Source organism: Gemmatimonadota bacterium (genome assembly GCA_022560615.1).
Taxonomy (GTDB): Bacteria; Gemmatimonadota; Gemmatimonadetes; order Longimicrobiales; family Gaopeijiaceae; genus UBA1138.
The window spans coordinates 137,405-156,045 of sequence record JADFSR010000007.1 but is presented as its reverse complement, the minus strand read 5'-3'; the positions used below and the strand labels follow the sequence as shown (position 1 = coordinate 156,045).

Here is an 18,641-nt window from a genome sequence, read left to right as displayed (position 1 = left end):
CAGCGACCAAAAAAATCCTGATTGATGAAAATATGGGATACCGCAATATGCTCGCTCATTTCCGGCGGAGTCTCGTCCTGCTGGACCAGAACAATCTGGTCAAATCGCCGGAAATGATTGATGACACTTTTGTTCTCCTGCAGGAGGTCGTGCTGGTGGACAATCTGGCCGTCCAGGACAATGTCAAAGAGTTTTTCCGCCTGTATAATTCCAGGCTCGTGCGTATGGCGAAGGCCGTTAACAACCAGGCCTATATTGATCTCCTGGTTCAATGGGACCCGGAACGCACCGACTATTACGAGTCGAATCGATATTAAACCTGCCCGCTTCCACTGTGTCCGTTGAACCTGCCATATCTCCGATCTCCCGCACAACATCTGGGTGACACTCGCCCGATAAACTCCAATCGGGCCCGAGGTCTGTCACAGGCCGTGCCGCATCGCATCAGAAATCCCCCCCCCATTCGTTGTTTTTCCACCGGATATCCCGTATTTTGTTTTTGCAAATGCGTGGACATCAGCGTGCGCGCTCCGTCCATCTATCTCTAACATTGAAGGGACTTGGTATTCTATGCCGGAACCGGCGCATACGAATGGGATGGCTTTCGTAGTGACCTCCCGGAGGAGTTTAATCCTGAGCGTGGCTGGATCGGCACCGCGAACCACAACATCCACCCTCCTGGCTACGACCCACCGCTCTTTTTTAAGAGCGCCACGACATTCCCCAGATTTGAGCGCCTGCGGGAGGTGCTCTCGGGCCGAACCGGCTTCACCCTTCAAGATCATATAGACCTCCAGCAAGACGCGTACTCCGCAGCGGCCAACGCGGACCTGCCGTTTTTCCGTGGATGGACCTCAGAGGATCCAGCGATCGAGCGTGCCAGAGCCGACCTCGCCGCCTGGGACGCGGTGTACCAACGTGACAGTCGGGCCGCGGCGATCTACAGCGCGGTGCGGCGTGAGATTCCCGATGACGTTCGGGCAAATGAAGGATCCGAAGAGGCCCGCCATTCGTTGCTGGAGGGAGCCATTCAGCAGGGGCTCGACAATCTTCGAGCAGAGCTGGGGGAGGATTTCGAGGAGTGGCGTTGGGGCATGATTCAGCGGTCCGAATTCCCCCACAGGTTCGTGTCGGCATATGACCTTCCCTCGGTAGAGCGATCCGGAGGGGCTGGGACCATGGCGGCTACCGGAGCGACATACCGCCACATCGTCGATTTCTCCGACTTCGATAACTCCGTCTTTACCAACGCTCCGGGGCAGTCCGGCCGACCTGGGAGTCCGTTTTACGGGAATCTCAGCGAACCGTGGGGGGCCGGGGAATACTTTCCCATGCTCTTTACCAAAGAGGCGGTTGAGGCTCGGGCTGAATATAGGCTTCTGCTGGTACCGGCTCGGTGAAATGAGCTCTGGTATCATGCGGATCTCCTGGAGGTTGGGGATCAGGCTTCAGCCCGCAGGCTGACGAGTAGCCCTTTCACCTCGAGGAGTCGAATCAAGCGAGCCGTACAACCGGGCTTTCCCACTGGACGCATCGGTGGCAGAGAGAGTGGGAGTATGGGCCTCCCCGGCCTTATCGGAAGTCTTGCACTCCGACCAGCTCCGCGCCCCAGGGGCAGAACCGCCCGACCGTCAGATAGTCCTGAAGCAGCGAGTCTACGAGGGACGGCCGACCATCGCATACTTCGATGGTGAAGTCCGCCATCTCGATATCGATCGGGTCCAGGTGCCAGGTCCAGGGAGCGTTATGGTCAGCCCGCCCCTGCCCCTCGCGGAGCGCTCCGTTGGGGATGCTGGCCGAGCTCTTCGCATCCCGAAGGTCGAAGATCTGCCGGATCGTCGCCTCGTTGGTGACCCATACCCGGAACTCCTCCTGGCTCACGCGAAATGTCGCCAGGACTCCTCCTTCCAGTGGCTCCTCAGGAGCTGTGGAGCTCGCTCCGCACGCTGGGAGGGCCGCTATCGCCACGGCCAGCACCAATACTCTCGCGTTCTTCATCGTTTCGACAAGGTGAGTAAAGCCGGCCACGCAACGTCGCCCTGGTGCTCTGGTACGCCCGCTGGGACTGGACCCGGCCGCGGGCTGCTCGGCTCGGCGACCGGATCCTCTCAGCAGCGCTTCGTCTGCTGGATGTAGTCGGCGGGAAGGCAGGACGCGTGATCTACCACCTGCTCTTCGACCAGCTCCGTCGTAGCGCCCGCTTCCGGCGCATCGACCGGCGTCTCCTGTTTCGGAGCGGTTAGCGCCAGGAGCGCGACCATGAGCGGGACACCGATGAGAGGTGCGCCGAGTGCGGCCCACAATGGGACCTCCCGTCTTTCGCTTATATGTGTGTTGAGCATCTTCCCTCCCACTTCACAACCCGGGACGCGGCCCTGCCGCGCTCCCTCACGTTTCACTTCGTTCACGAAGGCTCGGAAGTTTCATCCGGGTGCCTAACACCGCCTGGCACGTCTCGGTTCCCAAGCCCTCTCTTCAACAGCCTGGACGAATATTGGAACAGGACGCGATAGCTACTCCGAGCAAGTAGCTCGACACGTTGCGGGCCGGAAAGATGTGCGCCACCCCGGCAAGAATCTCCGCGCGGCACGTTCAAGTGGGGTGACCGGTATTCGGTGCATGGCTCCCGATTTCAGTGAATAATCTCAGCATTTTGCCGAGATTCGGGGTCGCCACCGATACCTATGCGATGTCTGTGACACCCTGGTACGGCTCCTGCTGCAACAAACCTTTGGGCGCTCCGTGAACTAACCCGAAAGGAAGACGATGAATCCAGCGTTGACCGCTGCGGAGTGGCGGGCGCAGCTCGGAGACCCCGAGGTGGACCCGCACTCGCCGTCCTTGGGAAAAAGGTTGGCGTGGGCCACCCATCACGTCGATCGCTCGCACAAGCTGACCTTGACCCCGTACGGGCTCGCCGCCCTCTGTCTCCACGGCCAGCCGAACGGCTTCACGAGGGAGGATGCGGACAACCACCGGACCTGCGCAGGCTTTCTCTCCAAAGCCGCAGCATACCGTGGCCTAGCTGACTGGCACTACTCAATGGCAGACCGCATCGAGGCCCTACTGCCACCGGAGAACACCAATGCCTCATTAGTTCGAGCGCGTGCGTCACTCGGCGCCGTGCCGGATCCGGCTGATGGGAGACGTCTCTAGAGGGCAATAGCACAGGATCTGCCTTGGCGGTCGCGGAAAAGCACCGCATCTTGATCGGCCTCACACCACACCTATCCGAGTTGATCCATGAAGACAGGCTTCTTCCAGAGGACCTCTCGCGTCGAACAGGTGGCGCTGGCCGGCGGCCTGGCTACGCTGCTGGCGATTCCAGGCCCGGCCACGGGTGCCCAAGCCGAGACCATGCGCCAGTACCAGTTCGGCGTGGTCGACGACGAGGTCACCCTCGTGATGAAGGAAGTGGACCGGCCCGTTCCGGGCGCAAACGAAGTCCTGGTCCGTGTGCGAGCCACTTCCCTGAATCGGCGAGACCTTTCGATCCTCGAATCGCAGTATGGCGGCGGAAGTCCGCGAACCGGCCTCGTGCCCCTCTCGGACGGGGCGGGGGAGGTGATCAGCGTAGGACCCAGCGTCAGTCGCTTTGAGGTCGGAGATCGCGTGGCCGGGACGAACGCATCGGCCAGAGGTGGCGCAATCGACGGCATGCTCTCGGAGATGATCGTCAGTCATGAAGACGGGCTCGTCGAGATTCCGGAGCATCTCACGTTCGAGGAGGCCGCCACTCTCCCCTGTGCGGGGGTGACCGCGTGGAACGCCCTCTTCAAACATGGAGGCCTGACCGAAGACGACTTCGTCCTGCTGGAAGGCACGGGCGGCGTCTCCATCTTCGGACTGCAGTTCTCTGTAGCCGCGGGGGCGAGGCCGATCATTACGAGCTCGAGCGACGCAAAGCTAGTGCGTGCTCGCGAGCTGGGGGCGTACGGCACCGTCAACTACCGGACCAACCCCGAGTGGCAGGACGCGGTGCGGGACATCACCGGCAACGCGGGCGTCACCCAGGTCCTCGAAGTGGGTGGCCGGGACACACTGCCGAGGGCGATGCGGGCACTCGGATACGGCGCCCATATCGCGATAATCGGAGGCCTGTCGGGCTTCGCCAACACCATGCCCATCGGTTCGTTCATCGGCCGTGGAACTTCGGTGACGGGAATCTATGTTGGATCCAGGGAGGACTTCGAAGCGATGAACGCCTTCATCACCCGACATCGGCTGCGCCCAATCATCGACAGGGTATTCACCCTCGAGGACGCGCCCGCGGCATACGAGTACATGGCCAGCGAGAGCCACCTCGGGAAGATCGTGATCACGCTGTAGGACGCCTGAGTTTCTACAAGACGGCGGCTATCCTTCCCGCAGTGCCTCCGACGGCTGAATCCGGAGTCCCCGGCGCACGGGTCCAGCAGCCGCGAGCAGCCCCACGGTGACCATGAGGACCGCCACCCCGATGATGAGGCGCATGTCCCGTTCCACCCCAACCCCAAAATCGAGCTCCATCGGTGGCACGGCGGCCAGCACACTGAGGCCGACCATCACCCCGATCCCGAGTTGTTTCACCGATCGCGCCATCACTCCGGCTAGGACGCGGCGTTGGTTCGCTCCGAGGGCTGAGCGGATTCCGATCTCCCGGCGGCGCTGCGTAACGTCGAAGGACATGAGCGAGAAGATGCCGGCGGTCGAGAGGAGGAGGACACTGAGAATGACGAGGTCGAAGCCACCCGCGGCCACTCGCGTGATCGTCCGCAGTGGGTCGTCCAGGTCACCGAGCAGCGGAGAAGTTCTTCACGAATCGCGGCGCCGTATGCGTCGCCATCGAGCCGCGTTACGGCGAGCATCGTCAGTTGCTGAAGATCTCCTAGGCTCAGCGCAAGGCATGCTCGGAGGCTGTGGCGATCACAGGCCGACGACTCCGCTGGCGCACCGAGATCACACGCTTTAGCCTGTCGCAGCACCCTACCCCGACGCTCGGATCTCAACTACTCGAAGGTAGAAACTGGAGAGGGCAATGAACCGCATCGCCAAACTGGCGAGTATCACCCTAGCTGTCGTCCTGGTAGGCGCCGCAATCACGTACGTCTACATAACGCCCTACGACCGCATTGCTGGCGTCAGGATCGGTGGCGCCGAGACTCCCCCCCCGAGTGATTGGCGCACCGTGAACAACCTGGGCGTGATCCAGCTCAAGACAGGCGGATTCCCTCCGTTCGTGGTGAATGTCGTGTATGTCGGCACGGAGGACGGCGTCATCACCGCGACGAGACCGGACGGTGGCTACTGGGCGAAGCGAGCGCGGGCCAGTCCCGATGGATGGCTCCGCATCGGTGATGCCACCTACGCCATGACGGCCACCGAAATCCTCGCCGACGAGGAGCGGATTCCCAACATCTCGAGCTTCCATCATGATCTTTGAGCCCGGCAGTACTCGAATCGGCTGGATCGGCCTAGGCGTCATGGGGCGCAGCATGTGCGCGCACCTGATCGACCGAGGCTTCTCGGCGACCGTCTACACGCGCACCCAGGAGACGGCCGACGCGGTCCTCGCGAAAGGCGCGACCTGGGCGGACACACCGAAGGCTGTGGCCGAGCAGAGCGACGTGGTGTTCAGCATCGTCGGGTTCCCGAGCGATGTGCGCGAGGTCGTGCTCGGGCCTGATGGTGCCCTCGCCGGCTGCGAGGCTGGAGATGTGCTCGTGGACATGACCACCAGCGAGCCGTCGCTGGCGGTGGAGATCTACGAGGCGGCGAAGGCCAAGGGCGTGGCGAGCGTGGACGCTCCCGTCTCGGGCGGGGACGTCGGCGCGCAGGAAGCGCGCCTGTCGATCATGATCGGCGGGGACGCGGAGGTGGTGGAAGCACTGGGCCCGTGTTGGGAGGCGATGGGCAAGGCGATCGTCCGACAGGGCGGTCCGGGCGCAGGGCAGCATACCAAGATGGTGAACCAGACGCTGATCGCTTCCGGCATGATCGGCGTGTGCGAGGGCCTGCTCTACGCCCACAAGGCGGGGCTCGATCTGGACACCGTCATGGAGTCCGTCGCGTCGGGCGCGGCCGGCAGTTGGTCCCTGTCGAACTATGGTCCGCGGATGATCGCCAACAACTTCGATCCCGGGTTCTTCGTGGAGCACTTCATCAAGGACATGGGGATCGCGCTCGCCGAGGCGAACCGCATGAACCTGGCGCTGCCCGGCCTGGCGTTGGCGCACCAGCTCTACACGGCGCTTCGGGCGCAGGGTGGAGGGAGGAAGGGCACGCACGCGCTCCAGCTCGCGATGGCGAGCCTGTCGGCCCTCGACTGGGAGGGGCGCTGATGAGAGATCACATGAGCCCATTCGTACGGTTTTTTCTCCCGTGGGTCTGCGCGTTCGCTCTACTGCTCCCTGCTGCCGAGCAGAGTCGCGCGCAGGCTTCCGGAGACCATCAATACACCAGCACGGACATCGAGGTGGGCTCTCGCGTCTATACGTCCGAGTGCGCGCTGTGCCACGGAGCGAACGGGGACGAAGTAGATGGCGTGAATCTCCGGCTAGGTCAATTCCGCCGTTCGGTGTCGGACGCCGACCTTCGCGAGGTCATCACGACGGGCCTCTCCAACGCCCGCATGCCCGCCTTCGACCTGCGCTCGGACGAGCTCGACGGGATCGTCGCGTACATCCGCGCCGGCTTCGATCCGAGCGGGGTCGCGGTCAAGGTCGGCGACGTGGCTCGCGGCCAGGATCTCTTCGAGGGTGAGGGTGATTGTTCGTCATGTCATCGAGTGAACGGCCGGGGCCCACGCGCCGCGCCCGACCTCAGCGACATCGGCGCCGTTCGCACGGCCGCCGCGCTTCAGCGAGCGTTGCTCGACCCGATTTCCGCCTTGCTGCCCATCAATCGACCGGTGCGGGCTGTGACTCACGACGGCGAGACCATCCTCGGGCGACGGCTGAACGAGGACACCTACACCGTGCAGTTGATGGACTCGGCGGGACGCCTACGCTCGCTCGTGAAAGCCGAGCTGGCCGAATACGAGGTAAGTGAGACGCCCACCATGGAGCCCACGACGCTCTCCAGCGACCAGGTCGCTGACCTCCTCGGATACCTTCTCTCGCTCAGGGGCATGCAATGAAAACGGTCCGGCGCACCCTTGTGTCACTGTTCGTCCTCGGAGGGCTGCTCGCTTCCGATCAGCTCCACGCCCAGGTGTCGTATGATCGCATCTTGCGCGCCGACGAAGAGCCCGAGAACTGGCTCACGTACAACGGCAACTACTCCAGTCAGCGCCACAGCGGCCTCGATCAGATCACACGGGACAACGTCGACGATCTCGAGCTGAAGTGGATGCTCCAGGATCAAACGTTCGGGGCTTGGCAGTCAAACCCGATCGTGGTCGACGGGATCATGTATGTCACCCAGCGACCCAACGACGTCATGGCCGTGGACGCCGTCACCGGTCGGGTGTTCTGGCTGTACCGGCACACGCCGTCCGAGGACGCGTCGGTTTGCTGTGGCGCGAACAACCGCGGTGTGGCCGTGCTCGACGACAAGGTCTTCATGGGCACCCTCGACGCGCGGCTGATCGCGATCGATGCGATCAACGGCAAGCCGCTCTGGAACATCGAGGTCGCCGACGTGAACCTCGCGTACTCGATCACGATGGCGCCCCTGGTCGTTAAGGACAAAGTCATCGTCGGCGTCGGCGGCGGTGAGTTCGGGATTCGTGGATTCATCGCGGCCTACGACGCCGAAACGGGGGAAGAAGCTTGGCGCTTTCATACGATCCCCGGACCCGGCGAGCCCGGGCATGACACTTGGGAGGGCGACGACTGGGAGCACGGCGGCGCCCCCGTGTGGATCACGGGCTCCTACGACCCCGCGCTCAATCTGACGTACTGGGGCGTGGGGAATCCCGGTCCCGACTGGAACGCCGACCAGCGCCCGGGCGACAATCTCTACTCGGACGCGGTTGTCGCTCTCGACGCCGACACCGGCGAGCTCTCGTGGCACTTCCAGTTCACGCCGAACGACGGCTACGACTACGACTCGGTTCAGGTGCCCGTGCTCGTCGATATGGACTGGAATGGCGTACCGTCGAAGCTCATGCTGTGGGCGAACCGGAACGGCTACTTCTATGTGCTCGACCGCGCTACGGGAGAGTTCCTCCTGGGCGAGCCGTTCGTGAAGGTCAACTGGTCGAGTGGCCTGGACGAGAACGGAAGGCCGATCCCGACGCCACAGCCGGCGGGCGCCCCAACATGGCCGGGTAATCAGGGCGGCACGAACTGGTATCCACCCTCCTACAGTCCGAGCACGGGCCTCTTCTATTTCGCGGCCTGGGAAGACTACGCGACGATTTACGAGCCGGAGCACTCCGACTACCGGCCCGGTCGGCTGTTCCTAGGCGGCGGCTTCAGTGTGCTGGCACCGGTGCCGGGCGCTCCCACCATCGGGATCGGTCGCACCACCCCGATCAACAACTGGACGGACGCAGTCGGGCACGGCGCGGTGATCGCCATGGACCCCCGCGTGGGGGGAGCGGCGTGGAAGTTCCGACAGTTCGACGTCAGCGACAGCGGCATGCTGACCACGGCATCGGACTTGCTGTTCACCGGTGGCCGCGAGGGCCACTTCCACGCGCTCGACGCGTGGACCGGAGAGTTGCTGTGGAAAGCGAGCCTCGGCGGACAAATCGTGATGGCGCCGATCACGTTCATGGTGGACGGGACGCAGTACGTGTCGGTGATCTCTGGTCACACGTTGGTGACCTTCGCGCTGCGCGACTAACGGTCGCGATGGCGCCCCCGACGATCTAGTGTCCCGTTCCAGAAGTTCGCCGGCATTCGGGCACCGATGTATCCACCCTGCTGGGACGGGACACTAGACATGACCATTGCCGTCACTGGCGCCAACAGCAGTGTCGGTCAAAACCTGTTGGCGCATGTCGCCCAGAACGGCAACGTCGACGTCATTGCCGGAGTGCGATCAGAACGGGCCGCTGCCTCCCTTCCAGCTTCGGCTCATATCACACCCTGCATCATCTCTTATGAGGACGTTGTCGAGCTGGCCGAGACCATCGAAGGTGCGTCGTGCGTCGTGCACCTTGCGGGCATTCTGATCGAGAGCAAGACGTCCAACTATACGAGCGCGAACGTCTCCACGACCGCTGCCGTCGTGGAAGCTGCCCGAGCAGCGGGCGCAGGGCATATCGTCTTGATCAGTGCACTCGGCGCCAGCTCGAGTTCGGCCAACGCCTACCTGAGGTCCAAAGGGGACGCCGAGCGGGCGGTCGCGGAGTCAGGGATTCCCTCGACCATCATCCGCACCCCGATTCTGCTCGGACCGGGCACGGCGGGCGCCGACGCGCTCGTGCGAACAGCAATGCGCGGGACAGCCGCGCTCTTGGGAGGCGGCGGTTATTCCCTGCGCCCTTTGGATCTCGATGACTTGAGTCGCGCGATACTACGGATCTGCGACACTCCACCCGAAGGCGTCTCCACGCATGAGCTGGTCGGCCCGGAGTCCATATCTTATCGGCACCTGGTTGAGCGAGTCGCCGATCTCATGGGCGCGGAGTTGTCGCTGCGAACGACCCCCGTTTGGCTCGCCAAGTTGGGTGCGGCCTTCACCAGCCGCATGAGAGGAGGAGGCATCTCGCCGACCGTCATCGACGTCATCACGACGAGCGATGAAGTGCACAACAATGCGGATGATGACATAGGCGTCAGCCTCACGCCGTTATCAGAGACACTGGAAAAGATCCTATCTGAGGTGAAGCAAGAGACATGACAGAGGCAGGACCCGACGACATCACCGCGCCTCGCAAACCAAGTGCATTGCAGCGCCTTCTGTTCCTAGGCCTCACCGCGCTCTGTTTTGCCTACCTCTACTACCGCTTGAACGGCGCCGCCATACGTGAGGGTCTCTCCCTCCTCGACTACATGTCTCAAGTGTTCGCCAACGTTGCCTGGATGCCTTGGCTGTTGTTGATGGTGGCGTACTCGTTCCTGTATTTCTTCATCGACACCCTGGTTGTGACGCGCGCGCTCGGCTGGTTCATCAAAGAGATTCCCTACAGAGACATACTCCCCATCCGGGCCAGCGCCTACATCATCTCGCTCTTCAATGAGCAGATCGGCAAGGGCGCCATGGCCTACTACCTGAATAGGCGCGATCAGGTACCCGGCTGGGAAGTCGGCTCGGTCATGTTGTTCGTCATGTTTTGCGAGATTTTCTACTTGCTGATCTGGGCCACGATCGGGTTCTTCGTCAGTCGTGACTCACTCCCGGAAGTATTCGGTCTCATTCCCCTCATTGCCTTGGGAGCGGCAGTAGCTCTCGCACTATGGATGCTCTACTTCCAGGGCAAGATCCTACCAGGCAGCCAACTACGGGAGAAGCGATTTCTTCACGCCTTCAAGTTGGCCAAGCCATGGCACTATGGAGCCTTCTTCCTGTTGCGCTCCCCCGCCATAATCGCCGCCGTCTTCGTCTATGCGATCGCGCTGACCCTGTTCGGCGTTGATGTCTCCGTTACCTCTTTGCTCGGGTACCTGCCGGTGATCTTCTTCGCGGCCGCGGTACCCACGCCAATGCGCGCTGCGGCGATCACTTCCTGGGTCATTCTGTTTCCCGAAAACGAGGGACAGATGGCCGCCTTCGGATTCGTCCAGCACAACTTCTTCATTCTGTTCAACGCAGGGATCGGACTTCTTTTCTGGCGACGCGCTCAGCGCGACATGTTTGGTCAGGGTGGCTAACCTACTCACCGGCCTTCGATTGATATTGGCGGTGCCGGCCGCACTAGCCTTTGCGCAATCGGAGTTGATGTCGCCACTCTTGCTGCTCGCCATAGTGGTCATTGCGATCGCGACCGACTTCCTGGACGGTGTGCTAGCGCGCGAGACGGACACCGTGTCGCCTCGCGGCCGACTGTTCGATCACGCGACCGACTTCTTTTTCGTCACGTCCGGACTTGCCGGGGCTGCCTTCGCCGGTCAGGTATCGGCTGCACTTCCCTTACTCGTAGTGGTGGCCTTCTCACAGTACGTGCTCGATTCCCATTTTCTACATCGCGAAAAGCAACTGCGCATGAGCTCTCTCGGGCGTTGGAACGGCATCTTCTATTTCGTGCCCTTGGTTCTTATCGCAGTGTCACGCCTCAACGTCGTGGCCGGCGTTACCGAAGTGCTTTCCACGCTAATTATGTCGTTGACCTATCTTCTCATCCTTTCGACGGTAGCTTCGATCATTGATCGGGCCATTGCGCCACGGCGACTCGCTGCGCCATGATCTGATCTCTGACTTGATTCGAACCGCTACACTAGGACGCGCGATATGTCACGGCAGAACGAAGAAATCGATCGCATGCTCGAGAAAGAGCTGCGAGCCAATCCGGAAGCTGCGACCGCTGACCTCCAGGAGAAGGCGGCAAAGATCAAGAAGGGTGTCGCGGAGATGAACCTCCGTTCCTTCCATGGGACTCACGTGGGAGCCGTGAAGAGAAGGATCTCCGGCAAGAAGGGTGGCCGGAAGAAGGGCGCTCGGAAGAAGTCGGTGCCCCGGGGCCGACCAAGGGCTCAGGCGACCGCTGACCTGAGGGCTAGGATCAACTCCCTGATCGAGCGGGAAATCCAAGGAGCCCACAAGTCCTTCAACACGGCTCTCGAGGAGGCTCTGCGGAGAGCCAGAAAGTTCGACAAAATCGAGGACTTCGAGAGGATTCATGAGGTTCTCGTGAAGGCGAGGAGGATGTTCTAGAAAGTGTGGAGTAGAGCCGTGTTGCCTCGCAGCGTGCGCTCGGGTAGCATGGCTGTTGCGTCACCGCCGCGGTGGCGAACGCGCGAGGGGAGGGGAATGTGAGATCGCTTGTGTTTGCCGTCGTGAGCGTGCTGGCAGTGGGGCTCGTGGTCTCTGGCCTCGAGTCCGCGCAGCAGGACCTTACCCACGTTACGCCGCCGCCCCCTGCCGCCTCGGTCAGGCTCGCGGAACCGCAGGCCCAAGAGACCTCCGAAGCGACTTACCCCCAGGTGCACGCGCAGGAGGTGCACGCGCAGGAAGCCATCGCTCCCCCGCTGCCCGACACCCGACGCTTCCGCAGCCGCCGCTGGAGCCGGAGTCGCAACCGCTATCCGGGACCGATCCCGACCCCCGCCGATTGGGAGCCGCCCGAGGGACCGGTGCGCATCGCGCTGCAAGCGGGCCATTGGAGAGCGGACGAGGCGCCTCGCGAGCTTTCCGGCCTGCGGGACAACGGGACGGCCTGGCGAGGCACCGCGGAGTGGGAGACCAATCTGGCGATCGCGCGGAGCGCGGGCGCCATGCTCGAGCAGATGGGCTACGAGGTGGACATCCTCCCGGCCGTCGTTCCACCGAACTACCGGGCCCACCTCTTCATCGCCATACACGCTGACGGGAGTAACGACTCCAGCGCGTCCGGATACCGCGTGGCCGCGCCGCGGCGGGACGCGACCGGGCGTGCGTCTCGATTCGTGAGGCTGCTGGAACGGAGCTACGGAGAGGCCACGAAGCTGAGAAGGCTCCCGACCGTCACCCGACGCATGCAGAACTACTACGCGTTCAACTTCCGCCGGTACGAGCACGCGCTCCACCCGATGACGATCGGCGCCATCATCGAGACGGGGTTTCTGACGAGTTCCAGGGATCGCCGGGTGATCCTGAGCGACCCGGAGCGGGCAGCGCGCGGTATCGTCGAGGCGGTCGTGGCATTCCCGGAAACCCCACCACCGACGCGCCCACCTTCTGCTGTCGGCAGCCAACGGCAATGACCGCCGCCCGCTGACTCGGCGGCAACCGCAGGACTCGAAACGACGGAGGCGACGATGCGAGGCGATACGACGCGCGGGGTGAGGCTGACCACGGTGCTCTTGCTGGCGGCGGCGTGCACCGCCCCGACGGAGACGCCCGGTCAGACCTCCCAGAGCTTCGTCCAGGTACCGCAGGGCTTCGAGGTGTCGATCTTCGCAGAAGGGCTGCCGGGCGTGCGCATGCTCGAGCTGGGTCCCGATGACCGACTGTATGCGGTGCGCTCCTCGGCCGGAGAGGTCGTACGCTTCGACTTGAACGCGGATGGAACCGCGAACGGCGCCCCGACGACCGTCGTGTCGGGACTACGTCAGCCGTACGGACTCGCATTCCGCGCTGGGGATCTCTACATCGGAGAGACCCATCAGGTCATTCGCCTGACAGGGCCGGGCTTCACCCAAGAGACCATCGTCGTGCCGGGGCTTCCGGCGGGAGGGAGTCACTGGACGCGGGAGATCGTGTTTGGTCCCGACGATAAGCTCTACGTCTCCATAGGTTCGACGTGCAACCTCTGCGAGGAGGTTGACGAGCGCCGCGCCGCTGTCGTGCGCTACGCAGCGGATGGTTCGGGCGAAGAGATCGTCGGCGTGGGCATACGCAATGCCGCCGGGTTGGCGTTTCACCCTGAGACCGGGGAACTGTGGGCGAGTCAGAACGAGCGTGACCGTCTAGGGGACGACGTTCCCGCCGAGGAGCTGAACATCCTGGTGCCGGGTGGCGCCGTCGAACACTTCGGGTGGCCGTACTGCTACGAGGCCGGCGTGCCGAATCCCGAATACGCGGATGCCCAGCGATGCGCGGGCACGGTTGCCCCGGCGCTCGAGATGCAGGCGCACTCCGCGCCGCTCGGGATGGTGTTCTACGAGGGGGAGCAGTTCCCGGAGGAGTACCGAGGCGATCTCTTCATCGCCTTCCACGGCTCGTGGAATCGCTCCGAGCGGACCGGATACAAGGTCGTAAGGGTCCGTGTAGAAGACGGTCGACCCGTCTCCTACGAGGACTTCGCCACCGGCTGGCTTACGGGGTCCGGAGCCGTGCGGGGTCGACCGGTGGCGGTCGAGGTCGGGCCCGACGGAAGCCTGTACGTGTCGGACGACGGGACGGGCCGCATCTGGAGGGTGCGCTGGGCGCAGTAGAACGCCGGAGCGAAGACCGCCGCTACCGCTTCGGGCCCACCTTCCCGAGCTGTCTTCCCCACCGGGCCCGGCTTTCGAGCGCGAGCAGTTTCCCCAATATCACGGAGCCGTCGAGCCTGGTCGCTTCGAGGATCTCGATCGCGTCGGCTCTGGAAAGAGGGCCCGGGTCGAGCAACTGGGCGAGCGCCTCCTCCTCACCTTCCAAGGGTGGGGCACCGATACTCGTCGACTCCTCTTCCACCTCGATCGTGTTGTCGGCCCGCAATCGTTCGTCGGAAGGGCCGAGCTCATCAGCTGACGACATCCCGCGTCTTCGGTTGGCCGCGTCCAGCGAATCGAGCATCCGTTGCGCCATGGCGAGATTCCACTTGGCATCGCTTTGCTCGGGGTTGAGACGGAGTGTGCTGCGGTTGGCCTCGACCGACACCGCGGCGTGGACCCGCATCGAGTCGCCGCCCTCGGCAGCCACCGCGCGAAGGAGGCGCGAGACGCCAAGGTTGTAGAGCGCGAGGGCCCGGACCTCCTCGTCCGCGCTCTCGGTGCCGATCGCGAGCTCCGCCTCGGCCGCCGAGCTGCCGAGCTCGAGCAGAGTCGTGCCGAGGTTGTAACGCAGATCGGGCCGAGGTGATTCCGCGTCCGTCCGACCCCGATAGATCGCGGCGGCCTTGGGCAAAGCACCGCTCCGGTGGAGGCGATTGCCACGCTCGACGCTGCTGCGCTCTCGCGCGGTGACGAAGAGCAAGCCTGAGAGCGCGAGCGCCGCGACGGTGGCATACCGCCACCAGCGGGCGATCACGGCGTCCATCTCGCCGCGTTTCACTCTTCAGGCTCCGCGAGGCGGGGGAACTCCACGATGCCGGCCGCGTCCATTCTGCCCTCGACAAGCAGAAGCGGAATCGCCAGCAGGATGAGCCACAGCGCCGCGCCCACAGCCTCGCCTCCCGGAGTGGATTCCGTGTTGGCACGCCGGAAGACACCGAGCAGTGAGCGGAGGCCGGCACCGCCGCTGACGTTCCGGTAGCCTCCCCCGCCTGCAGAGGCTATGCGCCTCAGGAGGTCCTCGTTCAACCGTGACACGACCGGCTCGCCATCGTCCCCCAGAACCGGGAGCGGATCGGGGTCCAGTGTCGACAGCTCCGAGCCCCCGCTGGTGCCGACGCCTGCCGTCCACACGCGGACGCCGGCGGCCACCGCGGCGGCCACCGCGTCCAAGATCTCCGCTTCGTCCTCGTGACCTTCGCCATCGGTGATGAGCAGGATGACCTGCTGAGCCTCCGGCCGGCGGCGCGTGTCGAGCAGCTCGCGCGCGTGCGTGACCACCAACGCCAGCGAAGTGCCTTGGTCACGGTCCGCGACCAGATCCGGCGTGAGCGGCTCGGTGAAGAATCGTATGAGCGCAGGGTCATCGGTCATCGGGAGAACCGAGTACGGCCAGTCGGCAAAGACGGTGAGGCCGAGGCGCTCGTTCGGCATCGACTCCGTGAGCTCCCGGATGACCGACTTGGCGCGCTCCAGCCGGCTCGGCCGGACGTCGGTCCCTGTCATCGACAATGAGAGGTCCACGGCGATGACGAGGTCGACCGGCTGCGTCGGATCGAGCGTAGCGCCCAGGTCGACGTAAGGGCCAGCCGCCGCGAGACTCATCGCCACACCGGCTCCGATGAGGCAAGCGAGGCGGCGGTGCGGGAAGCTGTAGAGGTCCCGCGAAGTCAATCGTCGGGCCGCCGCCGCTCCGCCGAACGCATCTGCGAGCTTCCGGTGCCGGCGCGCTTGGGCGGCGAGCGCGAGCGACAGCAGGAGCACTACGATCGGGACGAGAGCGAGCAGCTCAGGGCGGGAAAACGTCACGGGACGAGCCCCCACCGCGATCCGCGGAGCGTAGTCGCGCCGACAACGAGAACGATCCCGCTGAGCAGGAGCCACAGCCCGAGCGGTATCGCCTGCTCTCGCTCAATCATCACCTCCGACACCGCCTCCAACCGGTCGATTTCGTCGTAGATCGCCTGCAAGGCCTCTACGTTGCTCGCGCGGAAGTACTGTCCTCCGGTGATGCGCGCCGTCTGCGCCAGCACGGTCTCCATGGTCGCCGCCGCCGCGCCCTGCGCCTCGTCCGTGCCGATGGCGATCGGATAGACCTTTATGCCGAACGTCGCTGCCGCGCGGGCCGCGAGCGATGGCACCATCCCGGCTTTGTTGTGCGCCCCGTCCGTAACGAGGATGAGCACCTTCGAGCTGTGGGGCGTGTCCTTGAGCAGCCCCGCCCCCGCGGCGATCGCGCCGGCGACGTCGGTACCGTCGATCGCCAGGCCGACCTCCATCGCCTCGACCGCCATCTCGATGGCGTAGGCGTCGTCAGTCAGAGGCAAACGGATCAGGGCCTCACCGGCGAATGCGACGAGCCCGACGTCGTCGTTGCGCTGCTCGAGAAAGCGCCGCACGGTCGCTTTGGCCACTTGGAGTCGCGTAGTGCGTTCAGCCATGTCCTGCGCCCACATCGACGAAGACAGATCGATCGCGAAGGCGACGCCCACGCCTTCGGTGATCGGCTCCTCGATGACTCGCACGATCCGGGGCTGGCTGAGCACGAGGACCAGGCACGCGAGCGCGGCCAAGCGCATCGCATGTGGAAGCAACTCGATGGTGCGGCCTCGCCAGCCCCCGAGCGCGAGAGATTCGGAGTCCTGTCCCCGGGGGACGAGCAGTCCGGCGAGCCCGCTCGGCCGCACCCACAACCACCAGACCGGCAGCAGCGCCAGGAGGGCCAGGGAGCCGGGGCGGCCGAGCTCGATGCTCATGCCTCGATGCTCCGCGACGCGTGCACCCAGCTCCTCAAGTCTCGCCAGTGGCCTTCCGCGGTGCTCGCATCAGGACGCAAGCGCCCGAACTTGACGATTTCGGCGGTGTGCATCGAGGCGTACAGATCCTGAGCAGATCCGTTCGTCCACGCTTCGAGTCTGCTCATGAGCTCTGAGCTCGTGAGGCTCGGACGCCACCCCGCGTCGAAGCCCTCGACGAAGCTGCGCACGACCGCGCTGCTCCGGCCATAGAACTCGTCGGTCCGCCCGTCGGTGTGCAGCCCGAGCGTGAGTATGTGGTCCAACTCGTCGAGTGCCTTCTGCCAGCGCACCAAAGCGGAGTCCACCGGCGACGCGCTGTCGAGCGGCTCCTCCGTTTGCCGATCAGGGAGCAGACTCAACGCGACGGACCGGGCGACGGCGAGCAAGAGCAACGAAAGCGCGACGATCGCTGCGACAGCCAGGCGGTTCCATCCGGGTCCGATCACGTCCGCCGGGGGTCTCGGCTCGAGCCCGCTCGTGATGTCCTCGGGCACGATGACCGACGCGACCCAGACATCTCGGCGCGGAACCGCGGCCCGCGTGAGTGAAGCCCTGCTTACCGTGCCGGTCTCGATGTCGCGCCACGAGCCGACCACCGATCCGCCGGGCAGTCTCTCGCCACGAACGCCTGCCGCAGGACCGATGTACACATCGAGACCCGGAACCGGGGCCAACCCGACCCTGAACGCGATGAGCGGATACATCAACGTCAGCAATGCTCCGTCGCCGGTGGACTCCGCACTCCAGGTGACAGGGCGGAAACTCTCCAAAGCGAACGCGGTGGCGACCGTGTCCGGGAAGTAGACCGCGCTACCCGGAGGGACCTCCACGGCGACGGAGAGCTCGAAGACGTCGCCCAGTCCGATGGTGTCGGCGGAGAGCGTGACGACGGCTTCCGCGGTGACTTGCGCGGCTGCAGGAGCCACGGCGAGCGCGGACATCAGGACCCACAGGATCGACACACGCGTCCTGCTCACCGGGTCACCCGCTCTCGCCGACGAAAAAAGGCGATTAGGGGCAGCACGTAGTCTTCCGCGGAGCTGACCTCTATCACATCCAATCGGAGCTCCCGGAACAACGTGCCCATAGCCGCGCGCTTCGTCGCGCGGCGCTCCGCGTATTGCCGGCGCACGCGCTCGTCGCTCGTGTTCACGACGTGCCGCAGCCCCGTCTCAGGATCCGCGAGCGAGAGCAACCCGACATCGGGAAGTGTCGCCGTGCCCGGGTCGCTGAGCCGGATCGGAACCAGATCATGCTCGCGACTGAAGCGACGCGCGTCGTGCACGAACATCGGGTCGGAGTCGTCGTCCATCAGGAAGTCGCTGATCAGAAAGACGGCGGTCCGCTGGTGGAGCACCTTCGCCGCATACTCCAACGCTTTGGAGAGCTTGGTGCCGCGCCCGGACGGGCGGAACGAGAGTATCTCGAGCACCAGACGCAGCGCGTGGCGACGGCCGCTGTCCGGCGGGATGAAGAGCTCCACGCGGTCTGTGACCAGAAGTAGCCCCACGCGGTCGTTGTTTCCCGTCGCCGCCAGCGCCAGGATCGCCGCGATCTCCGAAACGATGACCGCGTTCCGTTTCGCGCCCGTCCCGAAGTCCTTGGACGCCGAGAGATCGACGACGAGCAGCGCGGTGAGCTCACGTGCTTCGATGTACTCCTTGACGAAAGGCCGACCACGGCGCGCGGTGACGTTCCAGTCGATCGCCCGCACGTCGTCACCCGGTTGGTATTCCCGGACGTCGGAGAACTCCATGCCCCGGCCTTTGAAGACCGAGCGATACTCGCCGCTGAAGAGCGACTCGACGAGACCGCGCGTGCGTAGCTCGATGCGCCGCACCTGCGCGGCGACTTCCTT

Annotated in this window: 22 protein-coding genes; 14 read left to right on the top strand and 8 right to left on the bottom strand. The window is 64.3% G+C overall.

Annotation, left to right across the window (positions count from 1 at the left end):
* Both IIB36_06940 and IIB36_06935 read left to right on the top strand, forming a co-directional pair.
* A partial coding sequence (locus IIB36_06940; GenBank protein ID MCH7531490.1) for a hypothetical protein occupies positions 1–317 on the top strand: 317 nt, incomplete at its 5' end.
* A gap of 243 nt (positions 318–560) precedes the next feature.
* On the top strand, positions 561–1,400 hold the full coding sequence (locus tag IIB36_06935) for a penicillin acylase family protein (protein MCH7531489.1): 840 nt from the start codon (positions 561–563) through the stop codon (positions 1,398–1,400).
* Between the two features lie 172 nt (positions 1,401–1,572).
* Here the strand turns inward: IIB36_06935 and IIB36_06930 are convergent, their stop codons facing one another.
* Together IIB36_06930 and IIB36_06925 are read right to left on the bottom strand one after the other, a co-directional pair.
* Entirely contained in the window at positions 1,573–1,998 is a 426-nt protein-coding gene (locus IIB36_06930) for a hypothetical protein (protein ID MCH7531488.1), read from the bottom strand.
* A 110-nt stretch (positions 1,999–2,108) separates the two neighbouring features.
* The gene (locus IIB36_06925) at positions 2,109–2,408 is read right to left on the bottom strand and encodes a hypothetical protein (GenBank protein MCH7531487.1); all 300 of its coding nucleotides are present in this window, start codon (positions 2,406–2,408) and stop codon (positions 2,109–2,111) included.
* Positions 2,409–2,766: 358 nt separating this feature from the next.
* On the opposite strand from IIB36_06925, the gene IIB36_06920 reads away from it, so the two are divergent.
* Positions 2,767–3,156 (top strand): hypothetical protein, encoded by a 390-nt coding sequence (locus tag IIB36_06920; protein MCH7531486.1) that lies wholly within the window; start codon positions 2,767–2,769, stop codon positions 3,154–3,156.
* A gap of 201 nt (positions 3,157–3,357) precedes the next feature.
* Positions 3,358–4,329, top strand: coding sequence for an NAD(P)-dependent alcohol dehydrogenase (locus IIB36_06915; GenBank protein MCH7531485.1), 972 nt, complete (start codon positions 3,358–3,360; stop codon positions 4,327–4,329).
* A 27-nt stretch (positions 4,330–4,356) separates the two neighbouring features.
* On the opposite strand, the gene IIB36_06910 is transcribed toward IIB36_06915, so the two are convergent.
* Positions 4,357–4,740 (bottom strand): hypothetical protein, encoded by a 384-nt coding sequence (locus tag IIB36_06910; protein MCH7531484.1) that lies wholly within the window; start codon positions 4,738–4,740, stop codon positions 4,357–4,359.
* A gap of 277 nt (positions 4,741–5,017) precedes the next feature.
* Between IIB36_06910 and IIB36_06905 the strand changes: the two genes are divergently transcribed.
* The 10 genes from IIB36_06905 (at position 5,018) to IIB36_06860 (ending at position 13,946) form a co-directional block, all read left to right on the top strand.
* The gene (locus IIB36_06905; GenBank protein ID MCH7531483.1) at positions 5,018–5,422 is read left to right on the top strand and encodes a hypothetical protein; all 405 of its coding nucleotides are present in this window, start codon (positions 5,018–5,020) and stop codon (positions 5,420–5,422) included.
* Entirely contained in the window at positions 5,412–6,320 is a 909-nt protein-coding gene (locus tag IIB36_06900) for an NAD(P)-dependent oxidoreductase (GenBank protein ID MCH7531482.1), read from the top strand. Before IIB36_06905 ends, IIB36_06900 begins: the two co-directional genes overlap by 11 nt.
* An 11-nt stretch (positions 6,321–6,331) precedes the next feature.
* Positions 6,332–7,117: a c-type cytochrome gene (locus tag IIB36_06895; protein MCH7531481.1), complete on the top strand. Its 786-nt coding sequence runs from the start codon at positions 6,332–6,334 to the stop codon at positions 7,115–7,117.
* On the top strand, positions 7,114–8,772 hold the full coding sequence (locus tag IIB36_06890) for a PQQ-dependent dehydrogenase, methanol/ethanol family (GenBank protein ID MCH7531480.1): 1,659 nt from the start codon (positions 7,114–7,116) through the stop codon (positions 8,770–8,772). Before IIB36_06895 ends, IIB36_06890 begins: the two co-directional genes overlap by 4 nt.
* Before the next feature lie 99 nt (positions 8,773–8,871).
* A complete protein-coding gene (locus IIB36_06885) occupies positions 8,872–9,774 on the top strand; it encodes an NAD(P)H-binding protein (GenBank protein ID MCH7531479.1) in 903 nt (300 codons plus the stop codon).
* A complete protein-coding gene (locus IIB36_06880) occupies positions 9,771–10,745 on the top strand; it encodes a hypothetical protein (protein ID MCH7531478.1) in 975 nt (324 codons plus the stop codon). Before IIB36_06885 ends, IIB36_06880 begins: the two co-directional genes overlap by 4 nt.
* 25 nt (positions 10,746–10,770) lie before the next feature.
* Positions 10,771–11,277 (top strand): CDP-alcohol phosphatidyltransferase family protein, encoded by a 507-nt coding sequence (locus tag IIB36_06875; GenBank protein MCH7531477.1) that lies wholly within the window; start codon positions 10,771–10,773, stop codon positions 11,275–11,277.
* 45 nt (positions 11,278–11,322) lie between these two features.
* Positions 11,323–11,745, top strand: a complete 423-nt coding sequence (locus IIB36_06870; protein MCH7531476.1) for a hypothetical protein — start codon at positions 11,323–11,325, stop codon at positions 11,743–11,745.
* Positions 11,746–11,843: 98 nt separating this feature from the next.
* Positions 11,844–12,773 carry an N-acetylmuramoyl-L-alanine amidase gene (locus IIB36_06865; GenBank protein MCH7531475.1) on the top strand — a complete coding sequence of 310 codons (930 nt, stop codon included), beginning with the start codon at positions 11,844–11,846 and terminating at the stop codon, positions 12,771–12,773.
* Positions 12,774–12,827: 54 nt separating this feature from the next.
* Positions 12,828–13,946: a sorbosone dehydrogenase family protein gene (locus IIB36_06860; GenBank protein ID MCH7531474.1), complete on the top strand. Its 1,119-nt coding sequence runs from the start codon at positions 12,828–12,830 to the stop codon at positions 13,944–13,946.
* A gap of 22 nt (positions 13,947–13,968) precedes the next feature.
* Here IIB36_06860 and IIB36_06855 read toward each other — a convergent pair whose 3' ends face one another.
* The 5 genes from IIB36_06855 to IIB36_06835 are packed head-to-tail and all read right to left on the bottom strand — an operon-like array spanning position 13,969 to position 18,539.
* A complete protein-coding gene (locus tag IIB36_06855) occupies positions 13,969–14,766 on the bottom strand; it encodes a hypothetical protein (GenBank protein ID MCH7531473.1) in 798 nt (265 codons plus the stop codon).
* Positions 14,763–15,794: a VWA domain-containing protein gene (locus IIB36_06850; GenBank protein ID MCH7531472.1), complete on the bottom strand. Its 1,032-nt coding sequence runs from the start codon at positions 15,792–15,794 to the stop codon at positions 14,763–14,765. The genes IIB36_06855 and IIB36_06850 overlap by 4 nt, the downstream gene beginning before the upstream one ends.
* Entirely contained in the window at positions 15,791–16,741 is a 951-nt protein-coding gene (locus IIB36_06845) for a VWA domain-containing protein (protein ID MCH7531471.1), read from the bottom strand. Before IIB36_06845 ends, IIB36_06850 begins: the two co-directional genes overlap by 4 nt.
* On the bottom strand, positions 16,738–17,760 hold the full coding sequence (locus IIB36_06840) for a hypothetical protein (GenBank protein MCH7531470.1): 1,023 nt from the start codon (positions 17,758–17,760) through the stop codon (positions 16,738–16,740). Before IIB36_06840 ends, IIB36_06845 begins: the two co-directional genes overlap by 4 nt.
* A complete protein-coding gene (locus tag IIB36_06835; protein MCH7531469.1) occupies positions 17,757–18,539 on the bottom strand; it encodes a DUF58 domain-containing protein in 783 nt (260 codons plus the stop codon). The genes IIB36_06840 and IIB36_06835 overlap by 4 nt, the downstream gene beginning before the upstream one ends.
* Positions 18,540–18,641 lie beyond the last annotated feature (102 nt).

Coding starts and splice junctions, on each gene's coding strand:
- IIB36_06920 (MCH7531486.1), top strand. CDS start 2,767: ATGAATCCAGCGTTGACCGCTGCGGAGTGGCGGGCGCAGCTCGGAGAC.
- IIB36_06915 (MCH7531485.1), top strand. CDS start 3,358: ATGCGCCAGTACCAGTTCGGCGTGGTCGACGACGAGGTCACCCTCGTG.
- IIB36_06835 (MCH7531469.1), bottom strand. CDS start 18,539: ATGGAGTTCTCCGACGTCCGGGAATACCAACCGGGTGACGACGTGCGG.
- IIB36_06900 (MCH7531482.1), top strand. CDS start 5,412: ATGATCTTTGAGCCCGGCAGTACTCGAATCGGCTGGATCGGCCTAGGC.
- IIB36_06905 (MCH7531483.1), top strand. CDS start 5,018: ATGAACCGCATCGCCAAACTGGCGAGTATCACCCTAGCTGTCGTCCTG.
- IIB36_06885 (MCH7531479.1), top strand. CDS start 8,872: ATGACCATTGCCGTCACTGGCGCCAACAGCAGTGTCGGTCAAAACCTG.
- IIB36_06870 (MCH7531476.1), top strand. CDS start 11,323: ATGTCACGGCAGAACGAAGAAATCGATCGCATGCTCGAGAAAGAGCTG.
- IIB36_06890 (MCH7531480.1), top strand. CDS start 7,114: ATGAAAACGGTCCGGCGCACCCTTGTGTCACTGTTCGTCCTCGGAGGG.
- IIB36_06930 (MCH7531488.1), bottom strand. CDS start 1,998: ATGAAGAACGCGAGAGTATTGGTGCTGGCCGTGGCGATAGCGGCCCTC.
- IIB36_06895 (MCH7531481.1), top strand. CDS start 6,332: ATGAGCCCATTCGTACGGTTTTTTCTCCCGTGGGTCTGCGCGTTCGCT.
- IIB36_06845 (MCH7531471.1), bottom strand. CDS start 16,741: ATGAGCATCGAGCTCGGCCGCCCCGGCTCCCTGGCCCTCCTGGCGCTG.
- IIB36_06880 (MCH7531478.1), top strand. CDS start 9,771: ATGACAGAGGCAGGACCCGACGACATCACCGCGCCTCGCAAACCAAGT.
- IIB36_06860 (MCH7531474.1), top strand. CDS start 12,828: ATGCGAGGCGATACGACGCGCGGGGTGAGGCTGACCACGGTGCTCTTG.